Annotated in this window: 13 protein-coding genes; 7 read left to right on the plus strand and 6 right to left on the minus strand. The window is 69.7% G+C overall.

What is annotated here, in order from left to right; translation table 11 throughout:
* Positions 1–14: 14 nt before the first annotated feature.
* Positions 15–842, minus strand: a complete 828-nt coding sequence (locus TPAU_RS06040; protein WP_013125878.1) for an SDR family NAD(P)-dependent oxidoreductase — start codon at positions 840–842, stop codon at positions 15–17.
* A 120-nt stretch (positions 843–962) separates the two neighbouring features.
* On the opposite strand from TPAU_RS06040, the gene TPAU_RS06045 reads away from it, so the two are divergent.
* Entirely contained in the window at positions 963–1,613 is a 651-nt protein-coding gene (locus tag TPAU_RS06045; RefSeq protein WP_013125879.1) for a TetR/AcrR family transcriptional regulator, read from the plus strand.
* Between the two features lie 81 nt (positions 1,614–1,694).
* Here TPAU_RS06045 and TPAU_RS06050 read toward each other — a convergent pair whose 3' ends face one another.
* Together TPAU_RS06050 and TPAU_RS06055 are read right to left on the minus strand one after the other, a co-directional pair.
* Positions 1,695–5,414 (minus strand): multifunctional oxoglutarate decarboxylase/oxoglutarate dehydrogenase thiamine pyrophosphate-binding subunit/dihydrolipoyllysine-residue succinyltransferase subunit, encoded by a 3,720-nt coding sequence (locus TPAU_RS06050; protein WP_013125880.1) that lies wholly within the window; start codon positions 5,412–5,414, stop codon positions 1,695–1,697.
* A 114-nt stretch (positions 5,415–5,528) separates the two neighbouring features.
* Positions 5,529–6,284: a hypothetical protein gene (locus tag TPAU_RS06055; RefSeq protein ID WP_013125881.1), complete on the minus strand. Its 756-nt coding sequence runs from the start codon at positions 6,282–6,284 to the stop codon at positions 5,529–5,531.
* 124 nt (positions 6,285–6,408) lie between these two features.
* Here TPAU_RS06055 and TPAU_RS06060 point away from each other — a divergent pair, with 124 nt between their 5' ends.
* The 6 genes from TPAU_RS06060 (at position 6,409) to TPAU_RS06085 (ending at position 15,054) form a co-directional block, all read left to right on the plus strand.
* Positions 6,409–6,861: an acyl-CoA thioesterase gene (locus TPAU_RS06060; RefSeq protein WP_013125882.1), complete on the plus strand. Its 453-nt coding sequence runs from the start codon at positions 6,409–6,411 to the stop codon at positions 6,859–6,861.
* A 10-nt stretch (positions 6,862–6,871) separates the two neighbouring features.
* A complete protein-coding gene (locus TPAU_RS06065; RefSeq protein ID WP_013125883.1) occupies positions 6,872–7,495 on the plus strand; it encodes a GNAT family N-acetyltransferase in 624 nt (207 codons plus the stop codon).
* Between the two features lie 2 nt (positions 7,496–7,497).
* Positions 7,498–10,374: a DEAD/DEAH box helicase gene (locus TPAU_RS06070; protein WP_013125884.1), complete on the plus strand. Its 2,877-nt coding sequence runs from the start codon at positions 7,498–7,500 to the stop codon at positions 10,372–10,374.
* 32 nt (positions 10,375–10,406) lie between these two features.
* Positions 10,407–11,171: a hypothetical protein gene (locus tag TPAU_RS06075; RefSeq protein ID WP_049825792.1), complete on the plus strand. Its 765-nt coding sequence runs from the start codon at positions 10,407–10,409 to the stop codon at positions 11,169–11,171.
* 113 nt (positions 11,172–11,284) lie between these two features.
* Positions 11,285–12,424, plus strand: coding sequence for a metallophosphoesterase family protein (locus TPAU_RS06080; protein WP_013125886.1), 1,140 nt, complete (start codon positions 11,285–11,287; stop codon positions 12,422–12,424).
* Positions 12,421–15,054, plus strand: coding sequence for an AAA family ATPase (locus TPAU_RS06085; RefSeq protein ID WP_013125887.1), 2,634 nt, complete (start codon positions 12,421–12,423; stop codon positions 15,052–15,054). Before TPAU_RS06080 ends, TPAU_RS06085 begins: the two co-directional genes overlap by 4 nt.
* Before the next feature lie 6 nt (positions 15,055–15,060).
* Here TPAU_RS06085 and TPAU_RS06090 read toward each other — a convergent pair whose 3' ends face one another.
* The 3 genes from TPAU_RS06090 to TPAU_RS23425 are packed head-to-tail and all read right to left on the minus strand — an operon-like array spanning position 15,061 to position 17,114.
* Positions 15,061–15,522, minus strand: coding sequence for an SRPBCC family protein (locus tag TPAU_RS06090; protein ID WP_013125888.1), 462 nt, complete (start codon positions 15,520–15,522; stop codon positions 15,061–15,063).
* Positions 15,523–15,540: 18 nt separating this feature from the next.
* Positions 15,541–16,674 carry an MFS transporter gene (locus TPAU_RS06095; protein WP_013125889.1) on the minus strand — a complete coding sequence of 378 codons (1,134 nt, stop codon included), beginning with the start codon at positions 16,672–16,674 and terminating at the stop codon, positions 15,541–15,543.
* A complete protein-coding gene (locus tag TPAU_RS23425; protein WP_245537850.1) occupies positions 16,671–17,114 on the minus strand; it encodes a hypothetical protein in 444 nt (147 codons plus the stop codon). Before TPAU_RS23425 ends, TPAU_RS06095 begins: the two co-directional genes overlap by 4 nt.
* Between the last annotated feature and the right edge of the window lie 61 nt (positions 17,115–17,175).

Below are 17,175 nucleotides of genomic sequence, written 5' to 3' on the forward strand. Positions count from 1 at the left end.
TCAGGATCGTCGGGTTAGACGAACTTCTTGAGCTGAGTATCGAGCAGCGCGTTCACCCGCTCGTACGCGGAGCCGCCGAGGCGGACCAGCACGTCGATGATCTTGGCATCGGTGCCCACCAGCACGCGGCCGCGATTGCGCTTGACGCCCTTGAGAATCGTATCGGCGGCGGACTCCGCCGAGGTGCGGGCGAGGTACTTGTCGAAGAACTCGGCAGTGGCGGCGGCGTTCTTGCCCTCGGCGACCGTGGCATTACGGGCGATGGCGGTCTTGATGCCACCCGGGTGCACGCAGGTGACACCAACGTTGTGATCGCTCGAGAGCATCTCGATGCGCAGTGCCTCGGTGAAGCCCCGGACCCCGAACTTCGCGGCGTTGTAGGCGCTCTGCCCGCCCACCGACAGCAGTCCGAACAATGAGCTGGTGTTCACGATATGCGCATCACCCGAGGCGATCAGGGCAGGCAGGAAGGCCTTCGTGCCGTTCACCACGCCCCAGAAGTCGATGTCCATGACCCGGTCGTAGTCCTTGAAGGACGTGGTCTCGACCGGCTCGTGGTGTGCGATTCCGGCGTTGTTGAAGAGCAGGTTGACCGTCCCGTAGTGCTCGACGACCTCGTCGGCGTAGGCGAGCAGCTGTTCGCGCTCACCGACGTTGACGACCTTCGTGTGCACCTCGGCGCCGCGGGCGCGGGCGAGCTCTGCGGTCTCCTCCAGGCCGGCCGGGTCGTAGTCGCACAGGGAGAGCTTGGCGCCCTCGTCGGCGAGCTGCAGGGCCAATTCGCGACCCATACCGGAGGCGGCGCCGGTGATGACGGCGACCTTGCCGCGGAAACTCTTCATGGTGGAATCCTCACATTGTCCAAGCTGAGCTGCACTGATGCGCCGAAGTTCGGCGTTCTTACTCGACAGTAGGGATGGGAACCGGCAAATGTCAACGACCTATTGAGTAGGATTCAGTAGGTGACCAGAAAGTCCGTGGCAGCCGCGATGGGGCGTAAGCGCACCCGACTGAGCCCGCAAGCGCGGCGGCAGCAATTCATCGACCTGGGACTGGCGAGCCTCAAGCACCAGGCGCTGGAACAGGTGTCCATCGAGGAGATCGCGAGCCAGGCCGGAGTCTCGGCCGGGTTGCTCTTCCACTACTTCGATTCCAAGCTCGAGTTCCAAGTGGCCCTGGTCGAGGAGCAGGCGCGGATCGTCGGCGAGGTGGCGACGCCCGAGAAGAACCCGGAAGACATCGCCGAGGTCATGCCGATCCTCACAGCCACCCTCGGGACCTACGTCGACCACATCATGCAGAACCGGCAGTCCCTGCTGCCGATGCTCGCCGGCGTCAGCTGGTCCGAGCCGCGCATCCGGACCGCGGTGAAGTCGGTGCGCGAGCAGATCGTGAACCAGTTCGTCGATCAGGCCGAGGGAATCGGCATCGAACGGTCGACCCGGTTCGTGCTCGCCGTGCACGGCTGGATCGCGGTGGTCGAGGAGACCCTGGTGCAGTGGCTCGACGAGAACGCCGGCTTCGCCGACATGACCCGCGACGAGGTGGTCGACCATCTCGCCACGATGTTCCTCGGAATGGCAGGCGCCGTCGGGCTCGACATTCCCGCGTGAGCTGAGCGGCGCGGTCCGCGCCAATGGCGAGGGCCGGCCCTCCACGTGGGAAGACCGGCCCTGCGTTGGTGATTCATTCGATCAGGCGAAGGCCTCGTCGATGATCTGTGCCTGCTCCACCGCGTGCACCTTCGACGAACCCGAGCACGGTGCCGACATGGCGCGCCGCGAGACGCGCTTGATGCCCACGAGGCGCTCGTCGAGCTGCGGCAGCTCCAGGCCGAAGAACGGCCACGCACCTTGGTTGGCCGGCTCCTCCTGCACCCAGCGCACGTCCTTCGCGTTGGGGTACTTGTCCAGCGTGGCCGGCAGGCGCCGCGAGGGCAGCGGGTAGAGCTGCTCCATGCGGATGATCGCCACGTCGGTGCGGTTGTCCTTCTTCCGGCGAGCCTCCAGCTCGTAGTACAGCTTGCCGGAGACCAGCAGGAGCTGGGACACGCCGTCGCGGTTGCCGCCGTCGACCTCGAAGGCCGGATCGTCGATCACCGAACGGAACTTGCCCGAGGTGAAGTCCTCCAGCGGGCTCACCGCCGCCTTGTTGCGCAGCATCGACTTCGGCGTCGCGACCACCATCGGGCGGCGCACACCGTCGAGCGCGTGGCGGCGCAACAGGTGGAAGTACGACGCGGGGGTCGACGGCATCGCGACCGTCATCGAGCCCTCGGCGCACAACTGCAGGAACCGCTCGATACGGGCCGAGGTGTGGTCGGGCCCCTGGCCCTCGTGGCCGTGGGGGAGCAGCAGCGTGACGCCCGAGGTCTGGCCCCACTTGGCCTCTCCCGAGCTGATGAATTCGTCGATGATCGACTGCGCGCCGTTGACGAAGTCGCCGAACTGCGCCTCCCAACACACCAGCGCCGACTCGTCGGCCACCGAGTAGCCGTACTCGAAGCCCAGGCCCGCGAACTCGGTGAGCGCCGAGTCGTAGACCATGAACTTGCCGGGCGACGGGGTGCCGTCGGGGCCGAGGTTGTCGAGCGGGGTGTACTCCTGCCCGGACTGGCGATCGATCAGCACCGCGTGACGCTGCGTGAAGGTGCCGCGGCGGCTGTCCTGGCCGGCCAGGCGGACCGTGCGGCCCTCCTCCAGCAGGGTGCCGAACGCGAGGAGCTCACCGAACGCCCAGTCGACGCCGCCCTCGCGCGACATCTCGAACCGACGCTTGACCACGGGGGCCACGCGCGGGTGCACGGTGAAGCCCTCGGGCACATTCCCGTAGGCGTCGCCGATCCGCTGCAATTGCTCCAGCGGTACGGCGGTCACCAGCGAGCTGGGCAGCGGCTGGTCGGCGATGATCGACGGTGCGGGCTCGGCCTGGAACTTCTCGAGCTCCTTGACCTCGTTGAACACCCGCTCCAGCTGGCCCTGGTAGTCGCGCAGTGCGTCCTCGGCCTCCTTGGTGGAGATGTCGCCACGGCCGATCAGAGCCTCGGTGTAGGACTTGCGGACACCGCGCTTGGTGTCGATCACGTCGTACATGCCGGGCTGGGTCATCGACGGATCGTCGCCCTCGTTGTGGCCGCGGCGGCGGTAGCAGACGAGGTCGATCACGACGTCCTTGTGGAAGCGCTCGCGGAAATCGACGGCGAGCTTGGCCACCCACACGCAGGCCTCGGGATCGTCGCCGTTGACGTGGAAGATCGGCGCGCCGATCATCTTCGCCACATCGGTGCAGTACTGCGAGCTGCGGGAGTTCTCCGGCGAGGTGGTGAAGCCGACCTGGTTGTTCACCACGATGTGCACGGTGCCGCCGTTGGAGAAGCCGTCGAGGTTCGCCATGTTGAGCGTCTCGGCCACCACGCCCTGACCGGCGAAGGCGGCGTCGCCGTGCAGCATCAGCGGCATGACGGGGTGCGTGCCCTCCGGCGGGTTCAGCATGTCCTGCTTGGCGTGCACGATGCCCTCGAGCACGGGGTCGACCGCTTCGAGGTGCGACGGGTTGGCGACCAGCGAGACGGTGATCTCGTTCTCGCCGAACATCTGGTAGTACTTGCCCTCGGCGCCGAGGTGGTACTTCACGTCACCCGAGCCGTGTGCCTGCGCCGGGTTCAGGTTGCCCTCGAACTCGGTGAAGATCTTGCTGTACGGCTTGCCGACGATGTTCGCCAGCACGTTGAGGCGGCCGCGGTGCGGCATGCCGATCACGACCTCATCGAGCGAGTGCTCGGCGGCCTGATCGAGGACGGCGTCCATCATCGGGATGACCGACTCGGCGCCCTCCAGCGAGAACCGCTTCTGGCCGACGTACTTGGTCTGCAGGAACGTCTCGAAGGCCTCGGCGGCGTTGAGCTTGGACAGGATGTACTTCTGCTCGGCGACCGAGGGCTTGGAATCCTTGGCCTCGACGCGCTCCTGCAGCCACTTCTGCTGCTCGGGCTCGAGGATGTGCGCGTACTCGATACCCACGTGCCGGCAGTAGGCGTCGCGCAGCACCGAGAGCACCTTGCGCAGCTTGAGCCGGTCTTCGCCGTGGAAACCACCCACGTTGAACGTGCGGTCCAGATCCCACAGCGTCAGCTCGTAGGTGAGCACGTTCAGGTCGGGGTGCGATTCGAGCTTGTCGTTGTTGAACCGCAGCGGATCCACATCGGCCATCAGGTGGCCGCGGGCCCGGTAGGCCGCGATCAGCTCAAGAACGCGGGCGTCCTTGTCGATGCCGTGCGGGGGGATGTCGCGACGCCAGCGCACGGGCTCGTAGGGCACGTGCAGGGTGCGGAAGATGTCGTCCCAGAACTCGTCGCTCAGGGTGAGCTCGTGGACGTAGCGCAGGAAGTCGCCCGACTCGGCGCCCTGAATGATGCGGTGGTCGTAGGTCGAGGTCAGCGTGGTGAGCTTGCCGACTCCCAGATCGGCGATCTTCTCCTCGCTGGCGCCCTGGAACTCGGCCGGGTACTCCATGGCACCGACGCCGATGATCGCGCCCTGGCCCACCATCAGACGGGGCACCGAGTGCACCGTGCCGATACCGCCCGGGTTGGTCAGCGAGATGGTGACCCCGGCGAAGTCCTCGGCGGTCAACTTGCCGTTGCGGGCCCGGCGCACGATGTCCTCGTAGGCGGCCACGAACTGTGCGAAGTCCATGGTCTCGGCGTTCTTGACGCCGGCCACCACCAGGCTGCGGCTTCCGTTCTTGCCCACCAGGTCGATCGCGATGCCCAGGTTGACATGCGGTGGTGTGACGGCGTTCGGCTTACCGTCGATCTCGGCGAAGTGCCGGTTCATGTTGGGGAACGCCTTGACGCCCTGGACCAGCGCATACCCGAGGATGTGGGTGAAGCTGATCTTGCCGCCGCGGGTACGCGCGAGGTGGTTGTTGATCACCACGCGGTTGTCGAACATCACCTTCACCGGCATCGCGCGCACCGACGTGGCCGTCGGGATCTCGCGGCTGGCGTTCATGTTCTTGACCACCGCATTCGCGGCGCCGCGGAGCACCTGGTGCTCCTCCTCGGCCGGGAACTCCGCCGTGGCGGGAGTCTTCGGCGCCGGCGCCGGCTTCGCGGGGGACGACGGGGCGGGAGTGACCGGCTTCGACGGTGCCGGCGTCAGCGTGGACTCGGCCGCCTTCGCGGGCGGGGTCACCGCCGGGGCCGCGGCCGCCGGAGCGGGAGCGGCGGGGGCCGCAGGCGCTGCGGCCGCAGCGGGTGCGCTGCCATTCGCCGCGGCGGCGCCGGGCTGATACGTGGAGAGGAAATCGTGCCAGCTCGGGTCGACCGAATTAGGGTCGGCCTTGAACCGCTCGTACATCTCCTCGACCAGCCACTCGTTTTGGCCGAAATCCGATACAGAACTGCTGCTCACGGCAGGTCCTCGCCTCGATTCATCATCGTCGTATCATGCCCGCGCCGAACCGGATCACAGTCGGCGCAAATCTGCGTGGTCCAGGGTAGTCCACCGGGTTAAACCCGTGACGGCTTACTCCGGTAACGCCGTACCGCCCGCCTCCGTGGCCGATCCGTCGATCACCCGCAGGCCAGGGGTCGGCCACGCCGTGGGGACCGGGCCGAACGCGTTTCGGGAGTTCTTGATCACGCCCTTGCCCAGTACCCGGTTGCCACCGGCGCCCACCACGGCACCGATGCCCGCGGGGAGGAGTTTGCCCAGGACCAGTGGCGACTTCTTCGCCAGGAACCGGCGGCTGAACATCTTCATCAGCTGCTTGTTCAGGCCGCTGAGGCCGGGAAGTTGCGCAGGATTGCGCTTGAGGTTCATCAGCGAGGCGTTCTTGGCGCCCACGGTGGCCCGCAGCGCACCGAGCCCCGCCTCGCCCAGCACCGCGGTCAGCACCAGGGCCTTGCGCAGCTCGCGATCTTCGGGGGAGATGCCGTAGACCTCCGCCACGGCCAGGGCGTACAGGGCCGAGGCCTCCATGAACACCACGGTCTCGGCGCCGACGGTGCCGATCGCCGCCAGTGTGCCGACGCCGGGAACCGCCGCGGTCGCGCCCGCGGCGCCACCCGTTCCGGTCACGGTGAGGAGGTAGCGCTTCTCGATCCGGCCGATGATCTGCGCCGGGCTCTCGTCGGGATGCGCCTCGCGCAGGCCCGCGACGTACTTCGCGACCGCGGGTGCCTGGAGCCGGGCGGCCCGGTCGATGACAGAGCCCAGGACGCCGCCGCCGTCGCGGGTGGCGGGCACGTTGGGCTCGATGGGGGCGGGCTGATTCGCCATGGTGACCTCCGTAGCTGCGGCGCCCGTAGCGGGCCCCGCTCTCCTCCCCTTGTTACCACTGCGTCGCCATATTCATTCCCCGTCCGGACGGACCGCGACCGCACTGCGGCGTAGGGTGCGAGCCGTGCCGAGCATCGACGACCAGCCGTACACCCTCGTCATTCCCACCCGGTGGAAGGACAACGACGTCTACGGGCACGTCAACAACGTCGAGTACTACAGCTATTTCGACACGGTGATCAACACCTACCTCATCCGCGAGGGCGGGCTCGACATCCACGGTGGCGCCACCATCGGGCTCTGTGTGGAATCTCACTGCCGCTACGACGCCCCGTTGGCATTCCCGGAGCAGGTGAAGGCCGGGCTCGCGGTCACCAGGTTGGGCGGCTCCAGCGTGAGGTACGCCGTGACGCTCTTCGGTGAGGGCGGCGCGGCGGCCGCCGAACCGACGTGGCGGCTCGCCGCGGAGGGGTGGTTCGTGCACGTCTTCGTCGACCGGGTCACCCGCCGCCCCACGTCGATCCCCGACGATCTGCGCTCGGCGCTCGCGAAGCTGGTTGTCGGCGACGCCGCGTAGTCTCCGCTGCATGGCCTTCTCCACACCGCTGCGGCCGGTCACCCTGACCGGCCACCTGGTCACCCTCGCACCGCTCTCGCACGACCACTACGACGGTCTGATCGACGCGCTCGAGGACGGTCGGATGTGGGACCGCTGGTACACCTCGGTGCCGGCCCCCTCCGGCCTGAAGGCCGAGATCGACCGCCGCCTCGATCTACAGCAGCAGGGCCAGATGATCCCGTTCACCGCCATCGACACCGAGGGCCGCGTGCTCGGTATGACGACGTACTACGACATCGACCCCGACGTGCCGCGCATGGAGATCGGCTACACCTGGAACCGGGCCTCCGCGCACGGCACGGGCACGAACGCCGAATCCAAACTGCTGCTCCTGCAGCACGCCTTCGAGACGCTGGGCTGCGAATGCATCGGCCTGCGCACGCAGTGGGTGAACACCCAGTCGCGGGAGGCGATCGCCCGGCTCGGCGCCAAACAAGACGGGGTGCTGCGCAGCAACAAGCGCTACCGCAACGGCGCTCTGCTCGATGCGGTGCTCTTCTCCATCCTGCGCCACGAATGGCCGGCCGTGCAGGCACACCTGCGGCACCGTCTGCGCCATCGGCACGAGGCGTACCGCGTCGTGGCGGAGTAGTCGTGCCCCGTCCCCGGTCCGCCGCGCACGGGCTCTGGCGGCCCGGACTCGGGCTGGCGCTGTGGTTCACCGACGACCTCGGTGAGCCGACCGCCGAACCCGACCCGGCCGTCATGCCTGCGCCCGTCGCCGCAGTCCTCGGTGACCGCAAGCCCCGCCGATCCACCACGGTGCCGGGGCCGGGCGGACAGCTCGTCGCGCCGGTCCTGACTCTGGGGCCCGAACGTGCCGCCGCGCTGCTCGACCGGCTGGGCCCCGACGACGGCGCCGGCGATCTGCGGTACCTGCGCTGGGTGGCGAAGTCGATCGAACGGTTCGTCGCGGTCGGGGCCGTGACCCCGGTGCTGCGCAGCGACGACGGCGATTGGCTCGTGCGGTGGGCGCCGCTGGAGTCCGTGCAGTGGCGTACCTGGGTGCAGACGGCAGCCGCCGCGATGCCCGCCGCGTTGCGTCGCGGCGGCGATCTGGCCGCGACCCTCGATATGGCCGCCGAACTCACCGATCGCTACGCGCGCAACCGCCTCGGCGACGGGCCGTGGGAATGGGTGGCCGCGCCCTCGCTGCGGGCACTGGTCGACGGTGAGCCACTGCCCCCGGGCGAGGTCTCCGATGCGGGCGCCCCCGCCGCGTGGACCGAATGGTCGGGCAGCGTCCGCTCGGCCGAGACGCTGCTGGTGCTGCGGCTCATCGAGCCCGATGGTAAGCGGCCCGGCGAGATCGATCCGGTCGCCGCCCCACCGGATGCGCCGTGGCGGTTGGAGGTGTGCCGCCGGGTGCCCGGCGCCGCACCCGTGCGTGCCGATCCGGTGCGGATGAGTCCCGTCGACCTCGATGACCTGGCGAGCGAACTGGCACGGGCACTGGCGGTGTACCCGCCCCTGAAACGAGTGCGTCAGGATCGCGGCTCACTGGATTTCCTGCTCACCACCGAGGAAGCGGAAGCGCTGTTCCTCGAGGGTGCTCCGGGATTGACCAAGGCGGGCTACGAGGTGCTGCTCCCCACCTCGATCGCCACGGTCCGGCCCGCGTTGCGACTCGCCGGCCGGGAGCAGCCGGGCCGCACCGCACTCACCGTGCAGGCCGGTCTCGCCGAGATCAAGGACTTCGCCTGGCAACTCGCGGTGGGCGATGCGGTGCTCACCGCGAGTGAGCTGGCCGGGCTGGCCAACACCATGTCGGGATTGGTGAAGGTACGCGGCCGGTGGGTCCGTGCGGACCGTCGCACCCTGGCGCAGGCGGCACGGTTCGTCGGCGAACAGCGCCGGGCCAAGGAGGACGGCACCGCCCACGACCTCGGCGATCTGCTCGGGCTGATCGCCGACCCCGCCGCGCTGCCCGCGCCACTGGTCGCGGTCGACGGCCTCGGCTGGCTCGACTCGGTGTACCGGGGCGGCACCATCGCGCCCGCGTCGGTGGCCCCGCCGTCGGGCCTGAAGGCGCAACTGCGTCCGTATCAGTTGCGCGGACTCGAATGGCTGGTCACCTTGTGGCGCAGTGGGATCGGGGCGGTACTCGCAGACGATATGGGGTTGGGCAAGACGATCCAAGTGTTGGCGCTGCTATGCCACGAGCGCGAGGCGGGCCCCGTCGATCCCACACTGATCGTGTGCCCGATGTCGGTGGTGGGGAACTGGGCCGCCGAGGCACAGCGGTTCGCGCCGGACCTGCGCGTGCTGGTGCACCACGGCGCCGATCGCGCGGCCGGTGCGGCCTTCGCGGAGGCGGTGGCCGGCGCCGACATCGTGATCACCACGTTCGCGCTCGCCTCGCGGGACCGGGAGCAGCTCTCGGCGCTGCGCTGGGGCCGCATCGTGGTCGATGAAGCACAGCACGTGAAGAACGTGAACACCGCTGCGGCGAAGGCGCTTCGGGCGATTCCCGCGGCGCACCGGGTGGCACTCACCGGCACTCCGGTCGAGAACCGGCTCGAGGACCTGCGTGCCGTGATCGACCTGGTCAATCCGGGCCTGCTCGGATCGGCGCGCACCTTCCGGAACCGGTTCGCGATGCCCATCGAACGCGAACAGGACCGGGCCGCCGCGCGGCGCCTCACCACGCTCACCTCACCGTTCATCCTGCGCCGGGTGAAGACCGATCCCGCTATCGCGCCCGAGCTGCCGGAGAAGGCGGAGTTCACGATCCGCGCCTCGCTCACTCCCGAGCAGGCAGGCCTGTACCAAGCGGTGCTGAACCGGTTGGTGGAGGAGCTACGCCGGTCGGAGGGGATGCCGCGCCGTGGTCTCGTCCTCGCCTCGCTCACTCGGCTCAAACAGGTGTGCAACCACCCCGCGCAGTACCTCGACGACGGTTCGCCGCTGCTGCGCCGCGGGCAGCACCGCTCCGGCAAGGTCGAACTGCTCGCCGACATCCTGGAGACCGTGGCCGCCGATGGTGAGCGGGCGCTGGTATTCACCCAGTACGCCGAGTTCGCCCGGATGCTGCAGCCGTGGCTCAGCGGGCTCCTCGGCGCCGAGGTGCCGGTACTCGACGGTTCCGTACCGCGTCGTGACCGGGATGCGATGGTCGAGCGGTTCCAGGCCGGCGACGGTGCGCCCGTGCTCCTGGCCACCGTGAAATCGGGTGGCACCGGGCTCAACCTGACGGCCGCGAATCATGTGGTGCACGTGGATCGCTGGTGGAATCCCGCGGTCGAGAACCAGGCCACGGACCGGGCCTTCCGGATCGGGCAGACGAAGGCGGTGCAGGTGCGCAAGTTCGTGTGTGCGGGAACGCTGGAGGAGCGGATCGACGGGGTGATCGCCGCCAAGCGGGAACTGTCGGACATGACGGTGCAGGTGGGCGAGGCCTGGCTCACCGAGCTGAACAACGATGAGCTGTACGAGCTGATCGCCCTGCGCGAGGACGCGGTGGCCCGCTGATGGCGAGAAGGGCACGCGATACGGCGCGGCCGATGGGCGGCACCTGGTTCACCCGACGGCTGATCGCGCAGCGCGAGGAGATCACCGAGCGCCGCAAGGTGCAGTACGCGCGGCGGCTCTACCAGGAGCACCAGGTGTTCTCGCTGGCTGTGGTGCCGGCGTCGGTCACCGCGACGGTGCAGGGCAGCCAGCTCGATCCGTTCGGCGTGAGCCTGGCGCGGATCCCGGGTGATCCGGCTGCTGTGATCTCGTTGCTGCTCGCGCAGGGGGCCACCGCTGAGCTGCTGGCGGTGACCCGGGGAGAGCTCGGTCGCACCCTGGGGGAGTTGGTGCTGCCGGAGACCGCATCGGACGTGGAGGTCAGTTGCGCGTGCCCGGATGAGAGCGGCGCGTGCGTGCATGCGCTCGCCCTCACCTACGAGTACAGTGCGGCGGCCGATCTCGACCCGAGCCTGATCCTCGACTTCGCCGGGGTGCCGCTCGCGGGCCTGCTCGCCAGGGTGGCCGCGTCCGGGCGGGAATCGCCGGTCAGGTCCGACGGTGCGCCCTGCGCTCCGCCGCACACGCCGACGGAGCCGTCTGCGGTCGAGGAATGGGACGCCGGGGCGGCCGCGTTCTACGGCGACGGGATGGATCTGCCGGCCCTGCCCGAGCCGAGCCCCGTCGACCCGATGACGCTGCTCGACCCGGCCCTGCTGCGCTCGGCGCTGCGGCGCACCGGGACGAAGGCGGGTGATGTCGCGGAGGCCCAGGACGAGCTGGCCGAGCTGTACGACCGGTTGCGTTCACCCCGCTGACCGGCAGCGAGCACGGCCGGCGGCTCGCCGCAGGCGTGCTCACGGAACTTGTCGGTGCGGGTCACTACCCTTGGGGGCGCGATCGACTTCGAACGGACGGCGAGGGGGTGGACATGCGCTTCGTGCACACGGCGGACTGGCAGTTGGGCATGACCAGGCACTTTCTCGACGCCGACGCGCAGGCACGGTTCACCGATGCCCGGCTCGATGCGATCTCGCGGCTGGGTGCCGTCGCCGCCGAGCAGCGGGCCGAGTTCGTGGTGGTCTGCGGAGACGTCTTCGAGGACAACCGGCTCGCCCCGGCGGTGATCGCCCGCAGCCTGGATCGCGTGGCCACCATCGGTGTCCCCGTGTACCTGCTGCCCGGAAACCACGATCCGCTCGATGCCGCGTCGATCTACACCTCGGAGGTGTTCGCGCGGCACCGGCCCGAGAACGTGATCGTGCTGGACACCCCGGGCGTGCACATGGTCCGCCCCGGCGTCGAGCTGCTCGCCGCGCCCTGGTTCTCCAAGCATCCCGCGAGTGATCCACTCACCGAGGCGGTCGGCGCCGCACAGGCACCTGCGGCCGGGGTGATCCGGATCGCCGTCGGGCATGGAGGCGCCCTACCGGTGGGGGCACAGGACCAGCGCCTCATCGATATCGCCGCGGTCGGCGCCCGGCTCGATGCCGGTGAACTGCGGTACGTCGCGCTCGGTGACCGGCATTCGGTCACGGAGGTCCGGCCCGGAGTCTGGTACTCGGGCGCCCCGGAGGTCACCAATTTCGACCACAAGGAACGCGATTCGGGGTCGGTCCTGGTGGTCGATGTTCCCGAGGACGGCGGCCCCGCCGAGGTGACACCGGTTCGGGTCGGATCCTGGCGGTTCGCCGCCCGCGAGTACCCGCTGTCCGGTGACCGCGATGTCACGGCGGCCGTGGCCGCCCTGTCCGGGCTCCCGGATAAGGACCGCACGGTGGTCAAGGTCGGGTTCACGGGCACCGTGGGGCTGGCCGCCAAAGCGGCACTCGATGCCGAGCTGGAGGCTCTTCGCGCCCGGTTCGCGGCTGTCGAGCTGTGGCAGCGCAAGACCGATCTCGCGGTACTTCCCGGCGACGACGAACTCGAATCGCTCGACCTCACCGGTCCCGCCGCAGCGGCGGCCGAGGAACTGCTCGGTGTCGCGCGCAGCGGGGGAGACCGCGCTGCGGATGCCTCCGGGGCTCTCGCTCTGCTCTACCGGCTCACCCGGCCGGAGGTGACCACATGAGGCTGCACCGATTGGCGGTCAAGGATTTCCGCGGTGTGGAGCAGCGGGAGATCGACTTCGCCGAGACCGGCGTCACCCTGCTGCACGGCCCGAACGAAGCCGGTAAGTCATCGATGGTCGAGGCCCTGCAGTTGCTGTTGGACGTGAAGGCCACGTCGAAGTCGCAGCGCGTCGAAGCCGTGTGCCCTGCGCATCGCGACGCCGGGCCCTTCGTCGAGGCCGAGCTGACGGTCGGGCCGTACCGGTTCATCTATGCCAAGCAGTACCACCGCCGGCCCGGCACCACCCTCACCGTGCTCGAACCCACCCCGCAGCAGTTGACCGGCGGCAGCGCGGAGGCCTGGGTGGCCGAGCAGATGCGCACCCACGTCGACGCCGACCTGCTCGCCGCCCTCACCGTGCTCCAGGGCCCGGGCCCCGGACAACCCTCCCTGCGCGACAGCGCCGCGTTCGCCAAGGCGCTCGACTCCGCGTCGGGCGGCGCGGGGGAGGACGAGCCCGGCGCCGAGCGGCTGGCCGAGGCCGTCGCGCAGGAGCGTGCGCGATATTTCACACCCACCGGTCGCCCCACGGGCGAGCTCACGGTGGCGCGTACCCGGGAGGCCGCCGCGCGTACCGCATTCGAGCAGGCCGAGGCGGCACTGCGGGAGGTCGACCTCGTCGTCGAGCAGCATGCAGGCGCGTCGGGCAGGCTCGGCGGGATCGTGGAGCGGCGGATCGCCGCATCGGCGTCGCTCGAGGCGGTCGCCGCCGATCAGGAGCGGATCGCGGGCTTGCAGTCCCGGGTCACGCACGCCCGCGCGATCCTGGAATCGGCAACGCTGCGGGAGCAGCAGGCAGGTGAGGCGGCGAACCGCCGGCGCCGGTTGATCGCCCAGCAGGCGCAGGCCATGGAGCGGGCCGCGCACGTCCGCGTGCTCCGCGACAAGGCCCTCGCCGACCGGGAAGTACTCGCGGCGGAGGCGGCGTGGCTGGAGACCACGGTGCACGAGCTGACCGCGGTTGCGGCGGATCGTCGGGAACGGAAGGCGCAGGCGCAGTACGCCGTCGATTACGCCCGCGAGGCCGCCCTGTACCAGCGGCTGCGCAGCAGGATCGAACAGGCCGAGCTCCTCGGTAAGGATGTCGAGGATGCGCGGAACCGGCTGGCGGGCAACCCGATGGACCGCCGGGCGCTGCAGGCCGTCAGCGCCGCTGAGCAACGGCTCGAACGAGCGCAGGCCCGATTCTCGGCTCTGGCCGCCACGCTGCGCCTGGAGCGGTTGGGTTTCACCGATGTCTTGGTCGACGGGAAGTTGATCGGCGAGGAACCCGTCGAGGTAGTGGCCGGCAACGGCACCGCCATCGAGGTGCCCGGTGCGGTGCGTATCGAAGTGGTTCAGCGCGGCGAGAGCGCCGACGCCGCCGCCGAGGTCAAGGCCGCGCATGCTGCGGTGCTCGCCGCGTGTCGCGAGGCCGGGGCGGCCGACGCCGCCGAGGCCAGGGAGCTGCACGATCAGCGCGAGGCGGTCGAGGTCGAACTGCAGGAGGCCCGGATCGCACTTGCGCATGCCCTCGGAGAGTCCACGCTCGTCGAGCTGCGGGCCCAGGCCGACGAGTCCGCGGCGCGGATCGTCGAATTGGAGGCCGCGGTCGATCCCGAGCTGCTCGCCGCCGACGCCGAGATAGCCAAACGGAATCTCATGGAGGCCACACAGGCTGAGGTTGCCTCCCGGGGCGAGGAGAAGCAGACCCGCGAACAGCTGGGACAGAAGCATCAGGAGCTGCACCGCGCCGCCACGGACGCACAGGTAGCGGCCGACCGATTGCAACATTTTGACAGCGCAGCAACGGAATTCACCGCCGAGCTCGACCGGGTACGCCGCGATGCCGACGACGATGCACTGGCCGTGGCCGCCGATGCTGCCGCCGACGCACGGACGGCGGCCGCGGCCGAGTTGGCGGAGCACGAGCGGTCGGCGCAGGAGGCCGATGCCGCGGGCTTCGTGGCCAGACTGAGCGCCGCGCGCGCCGAGGCCGAGCAGGCCCGCGCCGCTGAGGCCGAGGCCCGCGAGCAGCTCGCGGGTCTGGCCGCGCAGCTGCAACTCTTCCAGGCCGATGGCCGGCGAGACCGGCTCGATGCCGCCGAGTCGGAGCTCGTGCATGCAGAGCGTGCCCTGGCCTCTGTCGAGGAGCGGGCCCGCGCAGCGGCGCTGTTGCACGACACGCTCACCGCTCACCGCGACGCCCGCCGCGCGCGCGTACAGGCGCCGTATCAACGTGCGTTGGAAGAGCTGGGGCGCACCGTATTCGGAGACCCGCTCACCATCACCGTCGGCGATGATCTGACGATCGCCTCGCGCACCGTCGATGGGGTGACGGTGCCGTTCGAATCACTCTCGGGCGGTGCGCAGGAGCAGCTCGGGGTGCTCAGCCGGCTCGCGTGCGCGCGTCTCGTGGACGGCGTCGACGGCGCACCCGTGATCTTCGACGATGCGCTCGGGCACAGTGATCCCACCCGCCTGAGCGCGATGGCGGATGCGTTGGTCGCGGCGGGGGAGTCGGCGCAAGTGATCGTGTTCAGTTGCGTTCCCGGACGATTCGACGCCTTGCGCGGCCGCCCCGGCGTCACCGAGGTCTCGCTGGGGTAGGCCCGCCTACGTCGACTCGGCTCGGGCCTTCAGGGCGGCGAGACCGCGTTCGAAGTCGCGACCGACGAACCGGTCCATCGGCAGCACCTTCCCGATCAGGGCGAAGAAGCCGGTGGTCACACCGGTCATGGTCCAGGTGACGCGGAGAACCTCGCCGTCCGGTCGGATATCGAAGCGCACGTGATTGTGCGCGGCCATCGGCTTCTCGAAATCGAGGTCGATATCGACGCAATCGCCCGCGACCGAGTCGGTGATCGTCATCCGACCGGCACCGGCCTTGCGATTGCCGCGCCACGAGTAGGTGGCACCCCGACCGTCGGCGGGGCCGCTGTAGTCGCGGTGTAAAGCGGGATCGAGGCCCTCCCAGGGCGACCAGTGCCGCCACTCATGGAAGTTGTTGATCAGGCCGAAGACGGTCTCGGCCGGTGCGTCGATCACGGTGGACCGCTCGACGGTGAAGGCTCCCATGCGAGGTAGCGTACGACGCTAGCGCAGCCGAAGCGCGGCCAACGCGACAATGATCAGGACGGCCGCGAGCCCGGCCAGTCCGAGCGTGAGTCCGGCGGCCGCGGCGATGGCCCCGACGAGCAACGGGCCGCCTGCATCGCCCAGTTCACGGCCCACTTCGGCCGACCCCATGGTCTGGCCCAGCCGCTCCTTCGGCGAGGTCTGCGCCAGGTGCGCGAAGCCCAGCGGCGTCACCATGCCGCCCCCGGCACCGATCGCGAGTGCGGCCATCAGGATCCCCACCGGGCCCGGCACCGCGGCGGCGGCGAGCCCGGCCGCCGCGAGAAGCAGGCCTGCGGCGATGCCGGCACCGTCGGACACCTTCCCGGCGTCGCGCGCCCGTCCGATGCGGGGTTGCACGAGGGAAGCGGTGAGGGCTAGGACCGAGACCACGGCACCGGTCGCGAGCGGGCCCATACCGTGCTCCGACCCGGCGACCGGGAGGAATCCGACGCCGACGGCAAGCGCCCCCGTCGCACCGGCGAGCGCGGCCGTGGGGAGCAGGAACTGCCGCGAACCCAGCCGACGCGCCAGGTCGACGATGGTCTGCCGCTGGCGGGGCAGCGGATCGAGTGCGGGTACCGACATCGTCGCCCACAGGGCCGTGAGTGCCGCGACGCCGCCGAGTACAGCGAACAACAGGGAGTAGCCGCCGGCCCAGATCAGGATTCCGCCCAGCAAGGGGCCGAGCGTGTAGCCCAGTCCCTTCCATGCCCCATAGCCGCCGAAAGCTCGCCCTTGCGCATCGTCGGCGGTCAGTCGCGAGACCATGGCGCTCGCGGCGGGGGAGAACGCCGCAGCCGCGGCGCCCTGCCCGAACCGGGCCAGCCCGATCCAGCCGGGATTTCCCGCCACGACGAACGCGGCCGAAGCGATGGCGAAACCGATCAGGCCCCCGAGCAGCACCGGGCGCGGGCCGATCCGGTCGGCCAGGGAGCCGAAGACGGGCTTGAGGAGCACCTCGGCACCGTCGTACAGCGCGAGCAGCAGCCCGAGTGCCAGGAGCTGTGATCCGGCCGACCCGGTGAGCCCGCCCAGGCTGGCCGCGATGCTGTGCGCGCCGAACGCCGTGACGAAGCCCGCCGCATACAGCGGATACAGGGAACGGTTCACGAGACCTCGCACATCGGAAGCCGCCCGAGGGCCCAGCGGGACCCGGTCTCCCGGATGGCGATGCCGGTGATCACCACGAGGAACTCCGCGAGGACATAGACCGTGATGCCCGAGGTCGTCGCGAACCAGACGACCAAAGCTCCGACGATCGGCGCTGCGATCGCCACCGCCTTCGTGCGGCGACCCGGCAGCCACAGCGCCGCCACGATCGAGGCGGTCACCGTGGCCCCGAGACCGATGGCGCCGATCGTCGACACCGCATTGAACTGGGCGACGGGGTCGAAATCGGAGATGTCGAGGGAGGAGTTGGTGGCCGCGTCGGTCAGTGGGACGTAGGCGGTCCACCCGGCGCCGAAGGTCGCGGACACCAGCAGCATCGCCACCACGAACACCCACCATCCGACATCGGCGATGCCGCGCACGATCTGCACCCTGTTCACGACGATGAAGCTACCGTGACGCGTCGCACGACTCGGCTGCTGGGACGGCTTCATTAGACTC

The organism is Tsukamurella paurometabola DSM 20162, assembly GCF_000092225.1.
In the GTDB taxonomy this organism is placed as follows: Bacteria; Actinomycetota; Actinomycetes; order Mycobacteriales; family Mycobacteriaceae; genus Tsukamurella; species Tsukamurella paurometabola.